This is a genomic window from Streptomyces sp. C36 (assembly GCF_040932295.1).
GTDB classification, from domain to species: domain Bacteria; phylum Actinomycetota; class Actinomycetes; order Streptomycetales; family Streptomycetaceae; genus Streptomyces; species Streptomyces triculaminicus.
The window spans coordinates 139,955-159,780 of record NZ_JBFQGI010000007.1; the positions used below are offsets into that span (position 1 = coordinate 139,955).

Genomic DNA, 19,826 nt, shown 5'->3' on the forward strand with positions numbered 1-19,826 from the left:
CCACGGGGGAGAGGACGGGCCGCCGTCATGTCCGCGGGACGGTCACTGCACGGTGAAGTGCAGCACGTCGTCCAGGAACGGAAGCTTCAGCCAGGCGTGCGGCTGGGCCATCAGGGCGAGCAGGACGATCGCCGCGCCCAGACCGCCGTACGTGAACATGTCCGTGAACCGGGACCGTACGGCCAGCATGCCCACGTCCGGCAGCGCCCAGCGCAGCACCGCGCCGCCGATCACGGCCAGGCCGATCAGGATCGTGCCCACCCGGAAGGCGTCGAACGCGACGATCAGCAGGCCCAGGCCGGTGGCGCCCAGCACCGCCAGCAGCGGCCACTGACGAGCCGGCGCGGGCGCGGCGCCGGGCGCGGCGCGCCCACCGCCCTCGGGGCGGGCGGTGTCGCGGGTGACCTGCGGCGGACGGCGCGAGGAACGGCCGGCGTCCTGACCGGCGCCCTTGTCAGCGCCCTGGCCGGCGCCCTGGTCGGCGTTCTGACCGGCACTCCGACCGGCGCCGGAGTCGCTGCTTCCGTCGCCCGGCGTGCCCGGCGTGCTCGGCATTTCCGGCGTGCCCGGCTCGCCGGACTCGGCCTCAGCCGGCATCGGCGACTCCGGCGGCGGCGCGCTCGGCGGCCTCCACCACGTTCACCAGCAGCAGCGCGCGCGTCATGGGGCCCACGCCACCCGGGTTCGGGGAGACCCAGCCGGCGACCTTGGCGACCTCGGGGGCCACATCGCCCATGATCTTGCCCTCGCCGTCACGGCTGACGCCGACGTCCAGGACGGCCGCGCCGGGCTTGACGTCCTCCGGCTTGATCAGGTGACCGACGCCGGCGGCGGCGACGATGATGTCGGCCTTGCGCAGCTGCTCGGACAGGTCTCGGGTGCCGGTGTGGCAGAGGGTGACCGTGGCGTTCTCGGTCCTGCGGGTGAGCAGCAGGCCGATCGAGCGGCCGACGGTGATGCCGCGGCCGACGACCACGACGTGCGCGCCGTTGAGCTCGACGTCGTGGCGGCGCAGCAGCTCGATGATGCCGTTGGGGGTGCAGGGCAGCGGGCCGGGCTCGTTGAGCACCAGGCGGCCCAGGCTCATCGGGTGGAGGCCGTCGGCGTCCTTGGCCGGGTCCATCAGCTCGAGCACACGGTTGGTGTCGATGCCCTTGGGGAGCGGGAGCTGGACGATGTAGCCGGTGCACTCGGGGTTGTCGTTGAGCTCCCGGACGACCGCCTCGATCTCCTCCTGGGTGGCGGTCCCGGGGAGCTCGCGCTGGATCGAGCCGATGCCGACCTCGGCGCAGTCGCGGTGCTTGCCGGCGACGTACCACTTGCTGCCGGGGTCGTCGCCCACCAGGAGCGTGCCCAGGCCGGGCGTGACGCCCTTGGCCTTCAGGGTCTCCACACGGACGGTCAGCTCGGACTTGATCGCGGCCGCGGTGGCCTTGCCATCGAGAATCTTGGCGGTCATGGGGGCCATCCTCCCGGATCGTGCGGCCCGCCTTCCACTCAGGTCGGGTCCGCGGTGTGCCAATGGCGTGGGGTGTGAACCGCCCACGGTGCGGCACGGTCGCCGCACCCATGGGCGTACGGCCGTACGGACGCGGGCGGGCGCGCGTCCGTACGGCCGTCCCGGTCAGTGGAAGAAGTGGCGCGTGCCGGTGAAGTACATCGTCACGCCCGCCGCCTTCGCGGCCTCCACGACCTGCTCGTCGCGGACCGAACCGCCCGGCTGGACCACGGCCTTGATGCCGGCCGCGGTGAGCACCTCGAGCCCGTCGGGGAAGGGGAAGAAGGCGTCCGAGGCCGCGTACGCGCCGCGGGCGCGCTCCTCGCCCGCGCGCTGGACGGCGAGCTTGGCGGAGTCCACGCGGTTGACCTGGCCCATGCCGACGCCGACGGTCGCGCCGCCCTTGGCCAGCAGGATGGCGTTGGACTTCACCGCGCGGCAGGCCTTCCAGGCGAAGGCCAGCTCGGCGAGCTCCTCGGCGCTCAGCGGCTCGCCCGTGGCGAGCGTCCAGTTGGCGGGGTCGTCGCCCTCGGCCTGGAGGCGGTCCTTGGCCTGGACCAGCAGACCGCCCTCGATGGGCCGGGACTCGCCGTGCGCCGCGGGCGCGTCGGCGCAGCGCAGCACCCGGACGTTCTTCTTGCGGGCCAGGACCTCGACGGCGCCGTCCTCGTAGCCCGGCGCGACGATGACCTCGGTGAAGATCTCCGCGACCTGCTCGGCCATGGCCACCGACACCGGCCGGTTCACGGCGATGACGCCGCCGAACGCGGACAGCGGGTCGCAGGCGTGGGCCTTGCGGTGGGCCTCGGCGACGTCCTGGCCGGTCGCGATGCCGCACGGGTTGGCGTGCTTGATGATCGCGACGCAGGGGTCCGTGTGGTCGTAGGCGGCGCGGCGGGCGGCGTCGGTGTCGACGAAGTTGTTGTACGACATCTCCTTGCCGTGCAGCTGCTCCGCGTTCGCGAGCCCCGTGCCGGTGGGGTCGAGGTAGAGCGCGGCGGGCTGGTGCGGGTTCTCGCCGTAGCGCAGCACCTGCTTGCGGGCGTAGGAGATCCCGATGAAGTCGGGCCACGGGCCCTCGTCCGCGCCGTAGCCCTCGGCGAACCAGTTCGCCACGGCCACGTCGTAGGCGGCCGTGTGCTGGAACGCCTCGGCGGCCAGGCGCTTGCGGGCGGCGAGGTCGAAGCCGCCGTCGGCGACCGCCTTGAGCACGTCGTCGTAGCGGCCGGGGTTGACGATCACCGCGACGGAGGGGTGGTTCTTGGCGGCGGCGCGGACCATCGAGGGGCCGCCGATGTCGATCTGCTCGACGCACTCGTCGGGCGAGGCGCCCGACGCGACGGTCTCACGGAACGGGTAGAGGTTGACGATCACCAGCTCGAAGGGGCGGACGTCCAGCTGCTCGAGCTGCTCACGGTGCGCCTCGAGACGCTGGTCGGCGAGGATGCCGGCGTGCACGCGCGGGTGCAGGGTCTTCACCCGGCCGTCCAGGCACTCGGGGAAGCCGGTCACCTCCTCCACCTTGGTGACCGGGACGCCGGCGGCGGCGATCCGGGCGGCCGTGGAACCGGTCGAGACCAGCTCGACGCCCGCATCGTGCAGACCACGGGCCAGCTCCTCCAGCCCGGTCTTGTCGTAGACGCTGACCAGCGCCCGTCGGATGGGCCGCTTCATGCCTTCGGCGGTCACAGGAATTTCACCTTTCGTCCCTCTATGCGGTAGCCGTCGCGGGCCAGACGTCCCACGACCTCGACGAGCAGCGCTCGCTCGACTTCCTTGATCCGCTCGTGCAGCGCGGATTCGTCGTCCTCGTCCCGGACCTCGACCACGCCCTGGGCGATGATCGGGCCGGTGTCGACGCCCTCGTCGACGAAGTGGACGGTGCACCCGGTCGCCTTCACGCCGTACGCGAGCGCGTCGCGCACGCCGTGGGCGCCGGGAAAGCTGGGGAGCAGGGCGGGGTGCGTGTTGACGATCCGCCCGCCGAACCGGGCGAGGAACTCCTTGCCCAGGATCTTCATGAAGCCCGCCGAGACCACCAGGTCCGGCTCATACGCCGCCGTGGCCTCGGTCAGCGCCCGGTCCCAGGCGTCACGGGTGGGGTGGTCCTTCACCCGGCACACGAACGTCGGCAGCCCGGCGCGCTCGGCGCGCTCGAGCCCCACGATGTCCTCGCGGTCGGCGCCGACGGCCACGATCCGGGCGCCGTAGCCGTCCGGGTCGGCGGCGACGGCGTCCAGCAGGGCCTGCAGGTTCGTGCCGGAACCGGAGACGAGCGCGACGACGCGGGCGGGACGGTTCGGCGGCGGCTCCACGGCGGGGCCCTTTCTCGCGGGTGGTGCGGTTTGTATGGTCGTACGAAACCGAAGGGGCGCCGGATACGGGGATCCCTACGAAGCCGTCGACCGCCAGCAACGATACCGGCACACCGAACCGCCCCCACGGGACGGGGGCGCGCACGGGAGGTAGCGTCGGGACCGGACCGGACGGCGACGCGGGAAAACGGGAAAACGGACGCGGCGCCGTACGCTCGAGGTGCAGGCCGACGACACAAGGGGAAGACACACTCCACATGCCGGACCGACGCCGCCACTCGGCTCACCGCCCCCCGCTGCCCACCGCCGCCGTGCTGCGCGAGCGCCAGTCGCCGCCGCCCGCCGGCCCGGAGGAGCGGGACAACCCCTTCGCGGCGCCGCCGAAGGGCCAGCCGGACCGGCCCTGGCAGCCGCGGACGCCCACGGGCGGCGGCGAGGGGGACGGCGACGGAGGCTCCGGGGACGACCAGCGGCCGGTGTGGGGCAGCCAGTGGAGCAGCCGGCAGCCCGGCCGCCAGGACGGCGGCTTCGGCGGCGGCCAGGGCCCGTCGGGCGGCGGGCCGGGTGGCCCCGGTGGCGGCCTGCGCTGGGATCCGACGGACCCGGCGCAGCGGCGCGCCCGCTACGCCCTGCTCGCGGGCATGTGGGGCTTCTTCTTCGCCCTCTTCAGCATTCCGCAGGTGGCCCTGCTGCTGGGCGCGCTCTCCCTGTACTGGGGCGTGAGCTCGCTGCGCGCCAAGGCCAGGCCCCGCGACCCGGACACGCCCGCCCCGACCACCACCCCGGGCCCCGGTGGCTTCCGCCCCCAGACCACGGCCGCGGTCAGCGGCCTGGTCACGGGCGGCCTGGCGCTGGCCATCGTCGCGGCGACGTTCTCGTTCCACCTCGTCTACCGCGAGTACTACACGTGCGTGGACGACGCCCTGACCCAGACGTCCCTGCAGGCGTGCGAGAACCACCTGCCGAAGCAGCTGCGGCCGCTGCTGGGCAACCAGGACTGAGGCCGCCGCCGGGCCCCGCCCCCGCCCCCGTCACGTTCACGGTTCACGGTCACGGTTCACGGGGAGGGGTGGGGCGGCGGGAAGTCGGGCCGCTCCTCGCGGGCGGGCAGCGTCAGGTCGCGGGGCGCGAAGTCCGCCATGAGCCCGCCGCTCGAGTCCTTGAGCGCGGCCCAGCGGCCCCGGCGGGACGCCGCGTCGTGCCACGCCGGCACCGGCGGCTGGGCGAACGCCGGGCCCGGGCGACTCGTCGAGCGCGGCTTGCGGCGCGTCCCCTTGCGCCGCCGGGGCTTCCACCAGCGCCGCCGCTCGGCCCTGCGCGGGGTCGCCTCCGCCTCCGACAGCGCCTCGCTGTGCGGCGGCGTCGGCATCACCGGCAGCGTCTCCGGTTCGTAGGCCACGCTCTCCGTCGCCGGTGCGGCCGTCCCGCCCGCGGCGAACCCGAACCACGCCGCGACCGCCCGCCACCAGGACCGGGAGGGAGCCGGTCCGGGCTCCTCGGCGGGGGTGGCCGCAGCGTCGGCCGGGGCATCGGCCGGCGCTGGGGATCCGGCTGGGGTGGGGGTGTCGGAAGGGTCGGTGAGGGTGGCCGGGTCGGGAGTGGCGTCGGTCGTGCCGTCGGTCGTGGCCTCGGGCGGGGCCGGTGAGGCGGGAGTCGGCGACGGCGGGGGTTCCACCGCCAGCCCCAGCAGCTCCCCCACCCTCCGCCATCCCGTCAGCCTCGTTCGCTCCTCACGGGCGCCACGCACCGCAACCCCCAGCCGCCACCGCACCAGCATCGCTCCCGGCAGCCCCACGGCCACCGTGCAGGCGGCCGCCGACGCGCCCGTACGCCACCACCGCGGCCCGAAGTCCGCCAGCGCGCCGTTGCCGAGCGGGCCGGACGCCGCGTACCCCAGCACCGTCATCACCACCCCGCACAGCAGCGCCCCCAGGGCGGCCGTCACGGCCGTGTCCAGCCAGCCCGGCAGGGACGGCGAGGGAGCGGAAGCGGAGGCGGAGTCCGCGTTCCCCGGCCGGGGAACGGCGGCGAACGCCACCGCGATCCCGGCCGCGCCCACCAGCACCGCCGCGCCCACCAGCACCAGCGGCCCGGCCTCGCCGGGCGACGGCAGCGCGGCGAGCAGCGGGAAGCGCGGCAGCGCGGACGGCCCGGGGACCGCCGTCAGTGGGGCGACCACACTGTCCGCGCCGACCGTGAAGCCGGACCCGAGCCCGTACGCCACGGCCCAGATCATCGCGTTGGGCAGCAGGGCCGCGCTCAGCAACCCGATCGCCACCCGGCCCGACCAACGCGGCGACAGCTGGGCGAACGCCTCCTCGGCCACCCCCGCGTGCAGGGCCAGCGACACGGCCACCAGCAGCGCGCCGCCACCCAGCAGCACGGCCGTGGCCGCCGCGGCGGCCCGGACCACCTCGGCCAGATGCGCACCGGTGAACCAGCACCGCACGCCCTCGGGCACCGTCCGCCGCACCGGCGACGGCGCGGGCAGCCCGGGGCGCCCCGCCGCCGTCCAGATCCCGGCCGCGACGAACCCTCCCGCGACCAGGGGCAGGCACAGCAGCACGCTCAGGGGCGAGGGGCGCACCGGCGCGTCCCACGCGTAGGCCGACGCGGCCAGGGCCACCAGCAGATAGCCGCCGAGCATCGCGGTGAAGGCGGTGCACGGTGCCGGGCCCGGCTCGTCCGGCAGTGCCCCCTCGGCGGGCTCGAGCGCGTGCCGGGCGGCACGGTAGAGCAGGGTGCAGGGCACGACCGCGAAGAGCAGGGGGGTGAGCCCGATGGGGACGGGGTCACCGGAGAGGGAGTCGATGCGCACGAGGTCGGCGCCGTGGGCCAGCAGCCAGAGGTCGGCGGCCACGCGCAGGGCGCTCGCCGGGCCGCCGTCGGGGTACGGGGAGATGATCCACAGCGCCAGCACGACCATGGCGAAGGCGCCGAGCCCCAGGCCCGCGGCGAGCACCCCGCCGAAGAACACCGAGGTCGTCGCGGACGGCCCGCTCACGGCGGGCCGCGGGCGCGGCGGCGACGACGGGCCATGATCGGCGTACTCACTCACGGGGCCATGCTGCCAAGAACGCGGCTTTGGTGCGGGTAGCCGTCACATGCCCGTCGTGTCGCTTGCGCCGGATGAATGCGCCTATGCGGCTGTACGGGGGCGTATGCGGGTATGCGGAGCGGGCCCATAGACGGACGGGCCCATAGACGGGCGTGGGCCCGCACCCCCTGAGGGGTGCGGGCCCACGTCGTGGAGCCTTGGCGTCCGCCGGAGAACCGGAGGAGCCGCCGGGAAACCCGGAGAAGGGTCAGCCGGCCAGCGCGGCGCGCGCGAGGAGGGCGGTCTCGGACGGGGTCTTGCCGACCTTCACGCCCGCGGCCTCGAGGGCCTCCTTCTTCGCCTGCGCCGTGCCGGAGGAGCCGGACACGATGGCGCCGGCGTGGCCCATCGTCTTGCCCTCGGGCGCGGTGAAGCCGGCCACGTAGCCGACGACCGGCTTGGTGACGTTGGCCTTGATGAAGTCCGCGGCCCGCTCCTCGGCGTCGCCACCGATCTCGCCGATCATGACGATCAGGTCGGTGTCGGGGTCGGCCTCGAACGCGGCGAGCGCGTCGATGTGCGTGGTGCCGATGACCGGGTCGCCACCGATGCCGACGGCGGAGGAGAAGCCGATGTCACGGAGCTCGTACATCATCTGGTAGGTCAGCGTGCCCGACTTGGACACCAGACCGATGCGGCCGGGCTTGGTGATGTCGCCCGGGATGATGCCGGCGTTCGACTGGCCCGGGGTGATCAGACCGGGGCAGTTCGGGCCGATGATGCGGGTCTTGTTGCCCTTCGACGAGGCGTACGCCCAGAAGGCGGCCGAGTCGTGGACGGCGATGCCCTCGGTGATGACGACGGCCAGGCCGATCTCGGCGTCGATCGCCTCGACCACGGCGGCCTTGGCGAAGGCCGGCGGGACGAAGACGACAGTGACGTCGGCGCCGGTCTTCTCCATCGCCTCGGCGACGGAGCCGAAGACCGGGACGGCCGTGCCGTCGAAGTCGACCTCGGTGCCGGCCTTGCGCGGGTTCACGCCGCCGACGATGTTGGTGCCGTCACCCAGCATGAGCTTGGTGTGCTTCATGCCCGTGGCACCGGTCATCCCCTGGACGATGACCTTGCTGTCCTTGGTGAGGAAGATAGCCATGGTTGTGGAGTCCTCGTCCCTTACTTAGCCGCAGCCAGCTCGGCGGCCTTGTCGGCCGCGCCGTCCATGGTGTCCACGCGCTGCACCAGCGGGTGGTTGGCGTCGGACAGGATCTTGCGACCCAGCTCCGCGTTGTTGCCGTCGAGGCGCACGACCAGCGGCTTGGTGACGTCCTCGCCCTTGTTCTTCAGCAGCTCGAGGGCCTGGACGATGCCCTTGGCGACCTCGTCGCACGCGGTGATGCCACCGAAGACGTTGACGAAGACGGACTTGACGTCCGGGTCGCCGAGGATGATCTCGAGACCGTTGGCCATGACCTCGGCGGAGGCGCCGCCACCGATGTCGAGGAAGTTGGCGGGCTTGACGCCGCCGTGGTTCTCACCGGCGTAGGCGACGACGTCGAGGGTCGACATGACCAGACCCGCGCCGTTGCCGATGATGCCGACCTGGCCCTCGAGCTTGACGTAGTTCAGGCCCTTGGCCTTGGCGGCCGCCTCGAGGGGGTTGGCCGAGGCCTTGTCCTCGAGCGCCTCGTGCTCCGGCTGGCGGAAGTCGGCGTTCTCGTCGAGCGAGACCTTGCCGTCGAGGGCGATGACGTCGCCGCTGGCGACCTTCGCGAGCGGGTTGACCTCGACGAGGAGCGCGTCCTCGGCGACGAAGGTCTTCCACAGGGTCACCATGACCTCGGCGACCTTCTCGGCCACCTCGGCCGGGAACTTCGCCTGGGCGACGATCTCGCGGGCCTTCTCGATGGAGACGCCCTCGTTGGCGTCGACCGGCACCTTGGCGAGCTTCTCGGGGGTCGTCGCGGCGACCTCCTCGATGTCCATGCCACCGGCGACCGAGGCCATGGCCAGGAAGGTGCGGTTGGTGCGGTCGAGGAGGTACGAGACGTAGTACTCCTCGAGGATCTCGGGAGCGGTCTCGGCGATCATCACCTTGTGGACCGTGTGGCCCTTGATGTCCATGCCGAGGATGTCCGTCGCACGAGCGACGGCCTCGTCCGGGGTGGCGGCCAGCTTCACGCCACCGGCCTTGCCACGGCCACCGACCTTGACCTGGGCCTTGACGACCGACTTGCCACCGAGACGCTCGGTCGCGGCGCGCGCCCCCTCAGGCGTGTCGATGACTTCACCGGCCAGCACCGGTACACCGTGCTTGGCGAAGAGGTCCCTCGCCTGGTACTCGAACAGGTCCACGCGCGTCCGTCCCTTTTCCATGGATATCGCGGTTCGTTGTCTGCGCGGGCGTGCCGCAGGCAGCGTGACGACGCGATCTTTTACGAGGGCGGCACACGGTCACCGTTGACGCGGCATGTCCGTCTCGCAGGTTATCCCCGAGGGGGGTGTGACCTTAAATCGCAGGTCACACTCAGGCCGTGATTACGCTCACAGATCGCGACGGCGCCCGTACGCTTCCGGCGCGCCGCGGCGTGTCAGACGGCGGCCTCCGGTATGGGCAGGGGGCGCTTCTCCAGGGCGGCCGCCATCACGTCCGGGAAGAGGTCGGGGGTGCAGGCGAAGGCGGGTGCGCCGAGGGCCGCGAGGGCCGCCGCGTGCTCACGGTCGTAGGCGGGGGCGCCCTCGTCCGACAGGGCCAGCAGGGTCACGAACTGCACCCCTGACGCCTTCATGGCGGCGACCCTCTTGAGCATCTCGTCGCGGATTCCGCCCTCGTAGAGATCACTGATGAGGACCACAACGGTCTCGGCCGGGCGGGTGATGCGGGACTGGCAGTAGGCGAGCGCGCGGTTGATGTCCGTACCGCCGCCGAGCTGGGTGCCGAACAGCACGTCGACCGGATCGGTCAGCTGGTCGGTGAGGTCCACGACGGACGTGTCGAAGACGACCAGACGGGTGGTGAGGGCCCGCATGGAGGCGAGGACCGCGCCGAAGACGGAGGCGTAGACGACGGAGGCGGCCATCGAACCGGACTGGTCGATGCACAGGATCACCTCCTTCTTCACCGCCTGCGAGGCCCGCCCGTAGCCGATGAGGCGCTCGGGGACGACCGTGCGGTACTCGGGGAGGTAGTTCTTGAGATTGGCGCGGATGGTGCGGTTCCAGTCGATGTCGTGGTGCCGGGGGCGGCTCACGCGCGCCGAACGGTCCAGGGCGCCGGAGAGCGTGGCGCGGGTGCGCGTCGTCAGACGCTTCTCGAGGTCCTCGACCACCTTGCGGACGACGGCCCGCGCGGTCTCCTTGGTGGTCTCCGGCATCGCCTTGTTGAGCGAGAGCAGCGTGCCGACGAGGTGCACGTCCGCCTCGACCGCCTCCAGCATCTCCGGCTCGAGCAGCAGGGCGGACAGCCCCAGCCGGTCGATGGCGTCGCGCTGCATCACCTGAACGACGGACGTCGGGAAGTACGTCCGGATGTCCCCCAGCCAGCGGGCGACGCGCGGCGCCGAGCCGCCGAGGCCGGCCCCGCGCGGGCCGCCGCGCCCGCTGCCGTCGCCCGGTCCCGAGCCGTAGAGCGCCTCCAGGGTGCGGTCCATGGCGGCGTCCGTACCGGCGAGGGCGCAGCCCGTGCCGTCGCCGCCGTCCCCGCCGAGCACGAGCCGCCAGCGGCGAAGCCGCTCGGCGGCGGCTTCGGCGTCGACGGCCGGGACAGTGATGTCCGTTGCGGTGGTGCGCGTGTCGGTGGTGTGCGTGTCGGTGTTGTCCGCCGCCGTGGTGTGCGTGGTCGTCGTCATCCGCTTCTCATCCCCCTGTGTGTGCCATGCCCAGCAGCAGGCGCATCGTCGGCAGCACCGCCGCCGCCCGCTCCTCGTCGAGGCCCGCCCCGAAGCCGCGTACCGCCTTCTCGCCCGGTCCCGCCGCCCCCGCGTCCCCCGTCCCGCCCCGGCGTATCCGCTCGCCGAGCGTGCGGCGCGCCCCCTGCTCGAACGCGGAGAAGGTGCGGCGCAGAAGGGGCAGTACGTCCGTGAAGGCGTCCGGCGCCACGCCGGTCAGCCAGGCGTCGACGAGGGCGAGCAGCCGCTCGTCGTGGACGAGCAGCATCCCGCCGGAACCGCCGCTGCCGACGAACCCCTCGATCCAGGCGGCCGCCTCGGCGGGCGCCGTGCCGACCGAGAGCACGAGCCCCATCAGCCGGGCGGCCCGCTCGTGCGTCAGCCGCCCGTCGTCGAGCAGCAGTCGCGCGGCCCGACCCCGTATCCCGCCCGGCAGCCCGTCCCGTTCGGCCAGCGTCGCCAGGACGGCGGCCCAGCGGTCACGGAGGGGGTCCTCGCGCAGGGGGCCGGTCTCGCCGGTCTTCTGGCCGTTGCCCTCGCCGGTCTTCTCCGCGTCGGCCTCGGCGGTCCCGGCATGCGTCCCCGCGTCGGCCTCGGCGGTCCCGGCGTCCGTCCCCGCGTCGGCCTCCGCCAGCAGGGCCACCGCCCGGTGGACGGCGTCCACGTGGCCGCGCATCTCCGCCGCCGCGTCCGCGTCGAGTCCCGAGCAGGCGGCCGGGAGGCCGACGAAGACGCGTTCGGCGAGGCCCTCCGCCACCTCGCCGAGGGCCGCGGTGTCCGTGCGGCGCACGTCGCCGTAGCGCACGGAACGGACCAGGGCCGGCAGCGCCTGGGCCAGGTGCCCGACGTCCGAGTCGAGCGCGGCGCGGTCGGCGAGGGCGCGCATGACGACGGGCAGGGCGTCGGGCAGCCCCGCGAGCAGGCACTGCTCGGCGAGGGCCGTGACCTCGGCGAGGGCGGTGGCGCCCCGCGCCAGCGACTCGGCCTTCGCGGTGGCCGCGCCCTCCACCGTCGTGCCCCACACCCCCGCCTCGGCGAGCCGTACGGACAGCTCCGGCTCCCAGCACAGCCGCCAGGTCTCCCGGAACGTGCCGAGACCGGCGCGCGAGCGCTGCGGCTCGCCCCAGCCGACGCCCAGCAGGCGCAGCCGGTGCAGCAGCCTGCTGCGGCCCGCGTCGGTGTCCTTGCGCAGGTCGAACTCGATGTCGCGGAACGCCGCTTCGGGCTTGAGCCGCAGGCTGCGCTGGAGGCGGGCGAGGTCGCGCTGCAGGGGCGGGGCCGGTGCGGACTCGGGGACCTCGCCGAGGACGTCGCCGATGACGAGCCGGTCCTGGACGAGGGCGAGCGGCACGTCCGAGCCGTCGCACATCACCGCGCGCACCGCGTCGGTGGTCTCGCCGAGGCCGGCGAGCGGCCGGCCGCGCATGGCGGCCAGCGTGTCCGCGAGCCGCACGGCCTCGATGACGTGCGCGGAGGAGACCGGATGGTCCTCGTCGCGCAGCAGGCGCGCGACATCGGTCATCCAGCGCTCGACGGGCCGGTCGGGGGCGCGGAAGAGGTGCCCGTACCAGCCGGGTGAGGTGATGCCGGCGCCGTAGCCGCTGCGCCGGGCGAGCCTGCGGTGGGTCCAGGGCACCCAGCCGATCTCCGCCTTGACCTTGGGGAGGCCCTTGAGCGCCTGCCGGTCGGCGGCCACGGTCCGCTTCTCGGTGAGGGCGGGGACGTGCCAGGCACCGCAGACGACCGCGATGCCGTCGCCGAACTCGCGCCGGGCGTCGCGCAGTCGCAGCCGCATGTGGGCCTCGCGGACGGCGTCGCGGCCGGCCCGGGGGCCGTCGTCGGCGGCGTCGCCGAAGGAGGCCCGCAGCTCGGCCATCGCCTCGGCGATGGCCGCGAACGGCGCGAGCGCGTCGCCGTCCGGTGCGACGCGTCCGGCGCCGCGGCGGTGCTCGACGGCGTCCTCCCACCACACCTCGGGGTCGTCGTAGCCGGCGGCCCCGGCGAGCGCGGCGAGCGGGTCCAGCCGCGGCGCGCGGCCGGCCTTGTCGTCCTCGCCGGCCTCGCCGTCCTCGTCAGCCGGTGTTCCGGATTCCGCGCCCTCGTCCGTCTCCTCGTTCTCCTCGTTCTCCTCGTTCAACGCGAGCGTGTGCGCGGCGGGCAGGTCGATGAAGCGGACCGGCACGTCGTGGGCGAGCGCCCAGCGGATGGCGGCCCACTCCGGGGAGAAGTCGGCGAACGGCCAGAACACGGCCCGGCCCGGGTCGGCGGCGGCGTGGGCCAGCAGCGCCACCGGAGGGCGCATGCCCTCGTCGGCCGCGAGGTGGATGAGGGCGTCCGCCTCGGGCGGCCCCTCGATCAGCACGGCGGCCGGCCGGCACTGCTCGAGCGCCGCCCGCACCGACCGCGCGGAGCCCGGCCCGTGGTGGCGCACTCCCAGCAGCGCCGGGGCGGGCCCGCTCATACGGACACCTCGCGGCAGGCGCGGTAGAAGTCCTTCCAGCCGTCGCGCTCACGGACGACCGTCTCCAGGTACTCCTGCCATACGACGCGGTCCGCCGCCGGGTCGCGGACGACCGCGCCGAGGATGCCGGCGGCCACGTCCCCCGCCCGCAGGACGCCGTCGCCGAAGTGCGCGGCGAGCGCGAGACCGCCGGTGACGACGGAGATGGCCTCGGCCGTCGAGAGCGTTCCCGAGGGCGACTTGAGCTTCGTACGGCCGTCGGTGGTGACGCCGTCGCGCAGCTCGCGGAAGACGGTGACGACGCGGCGGATCTCGTCGATGCCGTCGGGCGTGGCGGGCAGGTCGAGGGAGCGGCCGAGCTGGTCGACGCGGCGGGCGACGATGTCGACCTCGGCCTCGGGGCTGGCCGGCAGCGGCAGTACGACGGTGTTGAAGCGGCGGCGCAGGGCGCTGGAGAGTTCGTTGACGCCCCGGTCGCGGTCGTTGGCCGTGGCGATCAGGTTGAACCCGCGCACGGCCTGCACCTCCTCCCCCAGCTCGGGGATGGGCAGGGTCTTCTCGGACAGGACGGTGATCAGGGTGTCCTGGACGTCGGCGGGGATGCGGGTGAGCTCCTCGACCCGCGCGGTCATGCCCTCGGCCATGGCCCGCATGACGGGACTGGGCACGACCGCCTCGCGGCTGGGGCCGTGGGCGAGGAGGCGGGCGTAGTCCCAGCCGTAGCGGATGGCCTCCTCGGCCGTTCCGGCGGTGCCCTGAACGAGCAGGGTGGAGTCGCCGCTGACGGCGGCGGCCAGATGCTCGGACACCCAGGTCTTGGCGGTGCCGGGCACGCCGAGCAGGAGCAGGGCGCGGTCGGTGGCGAGCGTGGTGACGGCGACCTCGACGACCCGGCGCGGGCCGATGTACTTCGGTGTGATGATCGTGCCGTCGGGCAGGGTGCCGCCGAGCAGGTAGGTGGCGACGGCCCACGGCGACAGGCGCCAACGGGCGGGCCTGGGGCGGTCGTCGGCCGCCGCGAGGGCCTTCAGCTCGTCGGCGAAGGCGTCCTCGGCATGCGGGCGCAGGGCTTCTGTGGAGATTCCGGGCACGGTTCAAGTCCCCCTCGTCGTGCGGTTCCGGGTTACGTCCAAAACCCTGCACCACACCACTGACAATCGGCCCGGAGGTGTGGAAACCGCAGGTCAGGGCGATTGTCAGTGGGGGGTCGTAACGTCGTCGGCATGAATCCGCAGGGGGAACGATGGACGGCGGAACAGGTGCTCGCGCTGGCTCCTGACGCTGCGTCACGCAAGGCGGGCGCGAAGCTCGCGGCGCCCGGTCCGTGGTCGGGCGCGAGCGCGCACACGGACGGGGGGACGGGCGGGGGCGCGGGCGCGCTCTGGGGGGAGTGCAAGGGCAGCGGCAGCACGCCGTACCGCACGGTCGTGGACCTCGCGGGGGACGGGGGTCCGGCCTTCCACTGCAGCTGCCCGAGCCGGAAGTTCCCGTGCAAACACGCCCTGGGGCTCCTGCTGTTGTGGTCGGAGGGGGAGGCGGCCGTGCCGTCCTCGGCCGCGACGCCGCCCGAGTGGGCGGGGCAGTGGCTGGAGCGGCGGCGGCAGCGCGCCGAGCGGGCGGCGGGGGGTGGGCCGGACGGGGGGACGGCTCCCGCTCCCGTGGACGCCGAGGCGGCCCGGCGCCGCTCCGAGCGGCGTGCGCGGCGGATCGCCGAGGGGGCGGCCGAGCTGGAGCGGCGGCTGGCCGATCTGCTGCGGGGCGGGCTCGCGGCCGTCGAAGGGGCGGCGTACGGGCAGTGGGACGAGACGGCGGCCCGCATGGTCGACGCGCAGGCGCCGGGACTGGCCGCGCGCGTACGGGAGTTGGCGTCGGTGGTGGGGGCCGGGTCCGTGGAGGGGACGGACCGGGCCTCACGGCTGCTGGAGGAGTGCGCGCTGCTGCACACGCTGGGTCAGGGGTATCTGCGGGTGGAGGAGCTGCCGGAGTCCCTGGCGGCGACGGTCCGCACGCGCGTCGGCATCACGTCGGACGCGGCGGCCCTGCTGGCCTCCGTCCCGCCCGTGCGGGACCGCTGGCTGGTCCTGGCCCAGCGGGACGCCGACGACGGCCGCCTGACCACGCGCCGCATCTGGCTGTACGGCAGGAGCACGGGCCGGATGGCCCTCCTCCTCTCTTATGGCGCCGCCGGCCGCGCGCCCGAGCTCTCCCTTCCGGTGGGCCTCGCCCTGGACGCCGACCTGGCCTTCCATCCCTCCGCGCGTCCGCTGCGCGCGGCGCTGGGCAGGCGCTACGGCCCGCCCGAGCCCAGCCCGGCACCGCCGCCCGGCGGCGACACGGAGGCGGCGCTGCGCGCCTACGGCGAGGCCCTGCGGGACGACCCCTGGCTGGAGTCCTGGCCGGTGGTCCTCTCGGCGGTGACTCCGGTGCCGGACGCGGACGGCAAGGGCTGGCAAGTGGCCGACGCTCCGGGCGAGTCGGCGCTTCCCGTCCCGCCCGGGGGCGGCGGGGACGACATGGGCCTGTGGCGGCTGACGGCGATATCCGGCGGCGGCCCGGTGCCGGTCTTCGGCGAGTGCGGACACCGGGGCTTCACCCCGCTGACCACATGGGCGCCGGAGCCGGTGGCGCTCTGACGCGCGCCCGTACGAGCGGGCCCGCGCGGCCTCTCGCACCACCTCGGTCGTCCACCACCTCGGTCGTCGCAGACGTCGCCTCAGTCGTCTCATCCCACCTCAGCCGTCTCATCCGCCTCATCCACCCGGCCTCATCCGGACCGGGCGGTCACCGCACAGGAGGGCACGCCCGTGACCAGCTCCATCACCACTCCCGCGACTCACAGCAGCCCCATCCCCCGCGCCGGCTCCGCCGCAGCCGACGGCATCGACTCGAGCGGGCCGGGCGCGAGCGGTCCCAGCACGAGCGTTCCCGCCTGGGACGGGCCCGGCTGGGACGATCTGCTCACCACGGCCCTGCTCGGCACCGAGCGGCGGGCGGTGCCCGCGCGGCCTCGGCCGGGGCAGGACGCCGCCGGGGCGCTGCTGGACGCCGCCGCGCTGCGGACCGTGCGACGACGGGCCGCTCTGCTGCCGGCCCCCGCCCGGGCTCGGCCCGGGGCGGCCCCCCGGGACGACCGGCCCGCCCTGCCCGAGGCGGCCCGGCGACGGCTCGCGCTGCTGCTCGCCGACCGGGCCGCGCCCGGCGGCGGAGGACGCCGGGGCGGCGCGCCGGACCTCACCGAACTGCTCCCCCAGTGGCTGGCGACGGCCAACGGCCACGGCTACCGCGCCCCCGAGGCGCTGCTGCCCGCGCTGCTCGAGGCGGCGCGGGCCCGCAGCGACCTGCGGCCGGCGGCGCTGGCCCTCGGCGGGCCCAGGGCGCTGTGGCTGGCCCGGCTCAACCCGCAGTGGAAGTACGCCCTGCGCGGCGGTACGACGGCAGGCTTCCCAGGAGCCGCCGCGCCCACGAGAAGCCCCGAGGACGAGGGGCGCGTCTGGCAGGAGGGGCTGTTCGCGGAGCGGGTCGCCGTGCTGGCGGCCGTACGGCGCCGCGATCCCGGCGCCGGGCGGGAGCTGCTGGCCTCGACCTGGGCGAAGGAGCCGGCGGAGGACCGGCTGATGCTCCTCGACTCACTGCGCGCGGAGCTCTCGGCCGCCGACGAGACGTTCCTGGAACAGGCCCTGTCCGACCGGAGCCGCAACGTCCGTGCCACGGCGGCGGAGCTGCTGACGGCCCTGCCCGGTTCGGCCCTGACGGCCCGGATGGCCGAGCGCGCCCGGGCGTGCGTGGCGCTGGACCGTACGGCCGACGGCGGCGCGCGCGTCGTGGTCGAGGCGCCGCACGAGTGCGACAGCGGGATGCAGCGGGACGGCGTGGTGGCCAAGCCGCCGGCGGGCCGCGGCGAACGGTCGTGGTGGCTGAGCCAGCTGGTGGAGGCGGCCCCGCTGGCGATCTGGTGCGAGCGGCTGGGAGTGGGCGGCGCGGCGGAGGCCGTGGCCCTGCCGGTCGCCGACGGCTGGCAGCCGGACCTGCACGCCGCCTGGTGCCGGGCGGCCGCCCGGCAGGGGGACGCGGAGTGGTCCCGGGCCCTGCTCGGCCCCGCGACGTCACCGCCCGCCCCGGCGAGCTCCTCGTGGCTGGACCCGGCCAGGCTGCTGTCCGCGCTGCCCCCGACGGAACGGGCCGGGTGGGTGGCGGAGTTCGTAGCGGCCCACGGCCTGTCCGAGGCGTTCCGGCTGCTGGGAGTGTGCTCCGTGCCCTGGGCGGAGCCGCTGGGCGCGGCGGTGGTGGACGCGCTGGACGCCGCACGGCGCGCGGGCGGCTATCCGTGGAGCTTCAGCGGGGTGATGGGCCTGGCCGAGCGCTGCCTGGACCCGGCCCAGGCCGACCGGCTGGAGGCGCTCACCACCGTCCCCGAGGGGCCGGCGGACGGCGCCGCCGCCGGCGCCGCGGGCTATTGGGTCGAGGCGTTCCAGCGCCTCATAGGCACGCTGCGCCTGCGCGCCGCGATGAGCGCGGAGCTCGCCGAGCAGGAAGCGGACGCCGTGGCCACGGGGCCGTAGCCCCGAGCGGGCGCGGGCCGTACGGTCGCGGGACCGCGGCCCCGTACGGTCCCGCTGCCGGGCGGGACCGTAGGAGACGCCCCCGCCGGGCAGCGCGCGCCGGAAGAGGAACCGGAGGGTACGGCCTCGGCTACGCCCCCGCCGTCTGCCGGACGTTGGCGTTCACCCACTCCACGATCGCCGTCGTCGTGGCGCCCGGGGTGAAGATCTCGGCGACGCCCTGCTCCTTGAGCGGGGCGATGTCGGCCTCGGGGATGATGCCGCCGCCGAAGACCTTGATGTCGGCCGCGTCGCGCTCGCGCAGGAGCTCGATCACCTTGGCGAAGAGCGTGTTGTGGGCGCCGGAGAGGATCGACAGACCGATGGCGTCGGCGTCCTCCTGGATGGCGGTGTCGACGATCTGCTCGGGCGTCTGGTGGAGCCCCGTGTAGATGACCTCCATGCCGGCGTCGCGCAGCGCACGCGCGATGACCTTGGCTCCGCGATCATGGCCGTCGAGCCCCGGCTTGGCCACCACCACGCGGATCGGACCGGTCACTCCCATCACTGCCTCCAGGTACGAGCCGTCAACCGGCCGCGAGGCCCCGTACCCAAGGGGCCCGGGGACGTGAACGAACGTTATCTCCAGCATCCCGCAAGCGGCCGTTTCGCGGTGGAGAGCGAGGGGGAAATCACACGTGGGACACCACGTTCGCTACGCACTGCTTCCGTAACCCGCGTCTCACGGGCCACATGCGCCCGATCCGTTCCGAGTCGCCGGACCACGAAGCGGTCGCGAGGGGAGCCGCTACGAGGCCCGCACCCTGCTGTCGGCAGCCGCCCGGCACAGCGGTGCGGCTGCCGCGCACAGCTGCCCGCGAGGGCACACGGGGGACAAGGGCCGCCTTGACTGTGTGCCGTTCGGGAGGTCGGTCGGCCATGAGGGCCTTGCCCTTTCTCTGCACCCTCTTACGCCCTTGTGCTCTTGTGCGCCCGTCGGCCGCGCTGCTGCGGTCCACGGTCCTGGAGCTGGCGATCCTTACCGCGCATGTGCTGATGTACCCCACCGGCATGACGCAGGAACGCCGTCCGCCGCCCCCGCCCCTGCCGCCGGCCCCGACCGAGGCCCGGGATACGAGGGAACGGGAAACACGAGAGGCACGGGAGGTTCTGGAGGGACGAGAGGGGCAGGAGGGACCGGACGCGGCCGGGGCGGACGACACGCCCGGGGCCGGACATGTCACCCATCTGCCGGTTCTTCTTCTCCACGGCTTCATCGACAACCGCTCGGTGTTCCTCCTGCTGCGCCGTTCGCTGCTGCGGAACGGCTGGCGGCACGTGTGGTCGCTGAACTACTCCCCCCTCACATGCGACCTCCGCACGGCGGCCACCCTCCTCGCCCGGCACGTCGAGGAGGTCTGCGCGGCCACGGGACACGAACGGGTGGACATGGTCGGGCACAGCCTCGGCGGACTGGTCGCCCGCTACTACATCCAGCGGCTGGGCGGCGACGCCCGCGTGCGCACCCTCGTCACCCTCGGCACGCCGCACGGCGGCACGCGCGTGGCGCCCCTTATGTCGGCCCATCCCCTGGTGCGCCAGATGCGCCCGGATTCGGATGTCATCGCGGAACTGGCCGAGCCCGCACCGCATTGCGCGACGCAATTCATCGGTTTCTGGAGCGACCTGGATCAGATCATGGTGCCGGTGGAGACGGCCCGTATCGATCATCCCGACCTGATGGCGCGGAACGTCCGCGTCAGCGGCGTCGGCCATCTGGCGCTGCCGGTGCACGGGGCCGTGGCGGCGGGCATCCGGCAGGCGCTGACCACGGAAGAAGCCATGGCCGGCGCGCGAGGGGCCGCCTCGGTCGCATGAACCGGGCCCCCGTTTCGCGATGCGGGAGTCACTGTCCGGGCGCCCCTTTGACGACCCTTTGACGCCCCCGCATCCGATAGCGGATCGAACGGATATCGAACGCCGGGCCGACCAGCCGGGCCCCAGTCAGCCGAAAGGCGGCTAAATGCCCGAGCCCTCACCCCATGAAACGTGAGGAAGATTGTCGTTGCCGCATACCGCCGGGTACAGTCGCC

Annotated in this window: 15 protein-coding genes; 4 read left to right on the plus strand and 11 right to left on the minus strand. The window is 74.3% G+C overall.

All coding sequences use genetic code 11. The annotated features are described in order from the left end of the window. Positions 1-42: 42 nt before the first annotated feature. From AB4K12_RS21930 to purN, 4 genes are all read right to left on the minus strand, one after another. On the minus strand, positions 43-597 hold the full coding sequence (locus tag AB4K12_RS21930) for a DUF3017 domain-containing protein (RefSeq protein ID WP_368435817.1): 555 nt from the start codon (positions 595-597) through the stop codon (positions 43-45). Then, positions 587-1,459 carry a bifunctional methylenetetrahydrofolate dehydrogenase/methenyltetrahydrofolate cyclohydrolase gene (locus AB4K12_RS21935; protein ID WP_368435818.1) on the minus strand — a complete coding sequence of 291 codons (873 nt, stop codon included), beginning with the start codon at positions 1,457-1,459 and terminating at the stop codon, positions 587-589. The genes AB4K12_RS21930 and AB4K12_RS21935 overlap by 11 nt, the downstream gene beginning before the upstream one ends. 165 nt (positions 1,460-1,624) lie before the next feature. After that, positions 1,625-3,172 (minus strand): bifunctional phosphoribosylaminoimidazolecarboxamide formyltransferase/IMP cyclohydrolase, encoded by a 1,548-nt coding sequence (purH, locus tag AB4K12_RS21940; protein WP_368436081.1) that lies wholly within the window; start codon positions 3,170-3,172, stop codon positions 1,625-1,627. Positions 3,173-3,183: 11 nt separating this feature from the next. After that, on the minus strand, positions 3,184-3,813 hold the full coding sequence (gene purN / locus AB4K12_RS21945; RefSeq protein ID WP_086572892.1) for a phosphoribosylglycinamide formyltransferase: 630 nt from the start codon (positions 3,811-3,813) through the stop codon (positions 3,184-3,186). 257 nt (positions 3,814-4,070) lie between these two features. Here purN and AB4K12_RS21950 point away from each other — a divergent pair, with 257 nt between their 5' ends. After that, a complete protein-coding gene (locus AB4K12_RS21950) occupies positions 4,071-4,814 on the plus strand; it encodes a hypothetical protein (protein WP_368435819.1) in 744 nt (247 codons plus the stop codon). A gap of 56 nt (positions 4,815-4,870) precedes the next feature. Here the strand turns inward: AB4K12_RS21950 and AB4K12_RS21955 are convergent, their stop codons facing one another. The 6 genes from AB4K12_RS21955 to AB4K12_RS21980 all read right to left on the minus strand — a co-directional run bounded on the left by AB4K12_RS21955 (position 4,871) and on the right by AB4K12_RS21980 (position 14,286). Continuing rightward, positions 4,871-6,871 carry a DUF6350 family protein gene (locus AB4K12_RS21955; protein ID WP_368435820.1) on the minus strand — a complete coding sequence of 667 codons (2,001 nt, stop codon included), beginning with the start codon at positions 6,869-6,871 and terminating at the stop codon, positions 4,871-4,873. Positions 6,872-7,118: 247 nt separating this feature from the next. Next, entirely contained in the window at positions 7,119-8,003 is an 885-nt protein-coding gene (sucD, locus tag AB4K12_RS21960) for a succinate--CoA ligase subunit alpha (RefSeq protein ID WP_086572652.1), read from the minus strand. A 20-nt stretch (positions 8,004-8,023) separates the two neighbouring features. Continuing rightward, the gene (gene sucC / locus AB4K12_RS21965) at positions 8,024-9,202 is read right to left on the minus strand and encodes an ADP-forming succinate--CoA ligase subunit beta (RefSeq protein ID WP_368435821.1); all 1,179 of its coding nucleotides are present in this window, start codon (positions 9,200-9,202) and stop codon (positions 8,024-8,026) included. A 236-nt stretch (positions 9,203-9,438) separates the two neighbouring features. Further along, entirely contained in the window at positions 9,439-10,695 is a 1,257-nt protein-coding gene (locus tag AB4K12_RS21970; RefSeq protein ID WP_368435822.1) for a VWA domain-containing protein, read from the minus strand. A gap of 7 nt (positions 10,696-10,702) precedes the next feature. After that, positions 10,703-13,195 carry a DUF5682 family protein gene (locus AB4K12_RS21975; protein WP_368435823.1) on the minus strand — a complete coding sequence of 831 codons (2,493 nt, stop codon included), beginning with the start codon at positions 13,193-13,195 and terminating at the stop codon, positions 10,703-10,705. Next, complete coding sequence (locus AB4K12_RS21980; protein ID WP_368435824.1) at positions 13,192-14,286, minus strand: AAA family ATPase; 1,095 nt, start codon at positions 14,284-14,286, stop codon at positions 13,192-13,194. Before AB4K12_RS21980 ends, AB4K12_RS21975 begins: the two co-directional genes overlap by 4 nt. 132 nt (positions 14,287-14,418) lie before the next feature. Between AB4K12_RS21980 and AB4K12_RS21985 the strand changes: the two genes are divergently transcribed. Beyond that, complete coding sequence (locus tag AB4K12_RS21985; RefSeq protein WP_368435825.1) at positions 14,419-15,828, plus strand: SWIM zinc finger family protein; 1,410 nt, start codon at positions 14,419-14,421, stop codon at positions 15,826-15,828. Between the two features lie 321 nt (positions 15,829-16,149). Continuing rightward, a complete protein-coding gene (locus AB4K12_RS21990; RefSeq protein WP_368436082.1) occupies positions 16,150-17,754 on the plus strand; it encodes a DUF5691 domain-containing protein in 1,605 nt (534 codons plus the stop codon). 130 nt (positions 17,755-17,884) lie between these two features. On the opposite strand, the gene AB4K12_RS21995 is transcribed toward AB4K12_RS21990, so the two are convergent. After that, positions 17,885-18,298: a cobalamin B12-binding domain-containing protein gene (locus tag AB4K12_RS21995; RefSeq protein ID WP_362253111.1), complete on the minus strand. Its 414-nt coding sequence runs from the start codon at positions 18,296-18,298 to the stop codon at positions 17,885-17,887. A gap of 374 nt (positions 18,299-18,672) precedes the next feature. On the opposite strand from AB4K12_RS21995, the gene AB4K12_RS22000 reads away from it, so the two are divergent. Beyond that, the gene (locus AB4K12_RS22000) at positions 18,673-19,611 is read left to right on the plus strand and encodes an esterase/lipase family protein (protein ID WP_368435826.1); all 939 of its coding nucleotides are present in this window, start codon (positions 18,673-18,675) and stop codon (positions 19,609-19,611) included. Positions 19,612-19,826 lie beyond the last annotated feature (215 nt).

Bases quoted from the DNA above. Each gene is read 5' to 3' on its own strand.
- AB4K12_RS21930 (WP_368435817.1), bottom strand. From the start codon at position 597: ATGCCGGCTGAGGCCGAGTCCGGCGAGCCGGGCACGCCGGAAATGCCG.
- AB4K12_RS21935 (WP_368435818.1), bottom strand. From the start codon at position 1,459: ATGACCGCCAAGATTCTCGATGGCAAGGCCACCGCGGCCGCGATCAAG.
- purH (WP_368436081.1), bottom strand. From the start codon at position 3,172: ATGAAGCGGCCCATCCGACGGGCGCTGGTCAGCGTCTACGACAAGACC.
- AB4K12_RS21950 (WP_368435819.1), top strand. From the start codon at position 4,071: ATGCCGGACCGACGCCGCCACTCGGCTCACCGCCCCCCGCTGCCCACC.
- sucD (WP_086572652.1), bottom strand. From the start codon at position 8,003: ATGGCTATCTTCCTCACCAAGGACAGCAAGGTCATCGTCCAGGGGATG.
- AB4K12_RS21970 (WP_368435822.1), bottom strand. From the start codon at position 10,695: ATGACGACGACCACGCACACCACGGCGGCGGACAACACCGACACGCAC.
- AB4K12_RS21975 (WP_368435823.1), bottom strand. From the start codon at position 13,195: ATGAGCGGGCCCGCCCCGGCGCTGCTGGGAGTGCGCCACCACGGGCCG.
- AB4K12_RS21985 (WP_368435825.1), top strand. From the start codon at position 14,419: ATGAATCCGCAGGGGGAACGATGGACGGCGGAACAGGTGCTCGCGCTG.
- AB4K12_RS21995 (WP_362253111.1), bottom strand. From the start codon at position 18,298: ATGGGAGTGACCGGTCCGATCCGCGTGGTGGTGGCCAAGCCGGGGCTC.
- AB4K12_RS22000 (WP_368435826.1), top strand. From the start codon at position 18,673: ATGAGGGCCTTGCCCTTTCTCTGCACCCTCTTACGCCCTTGTGCTCTT.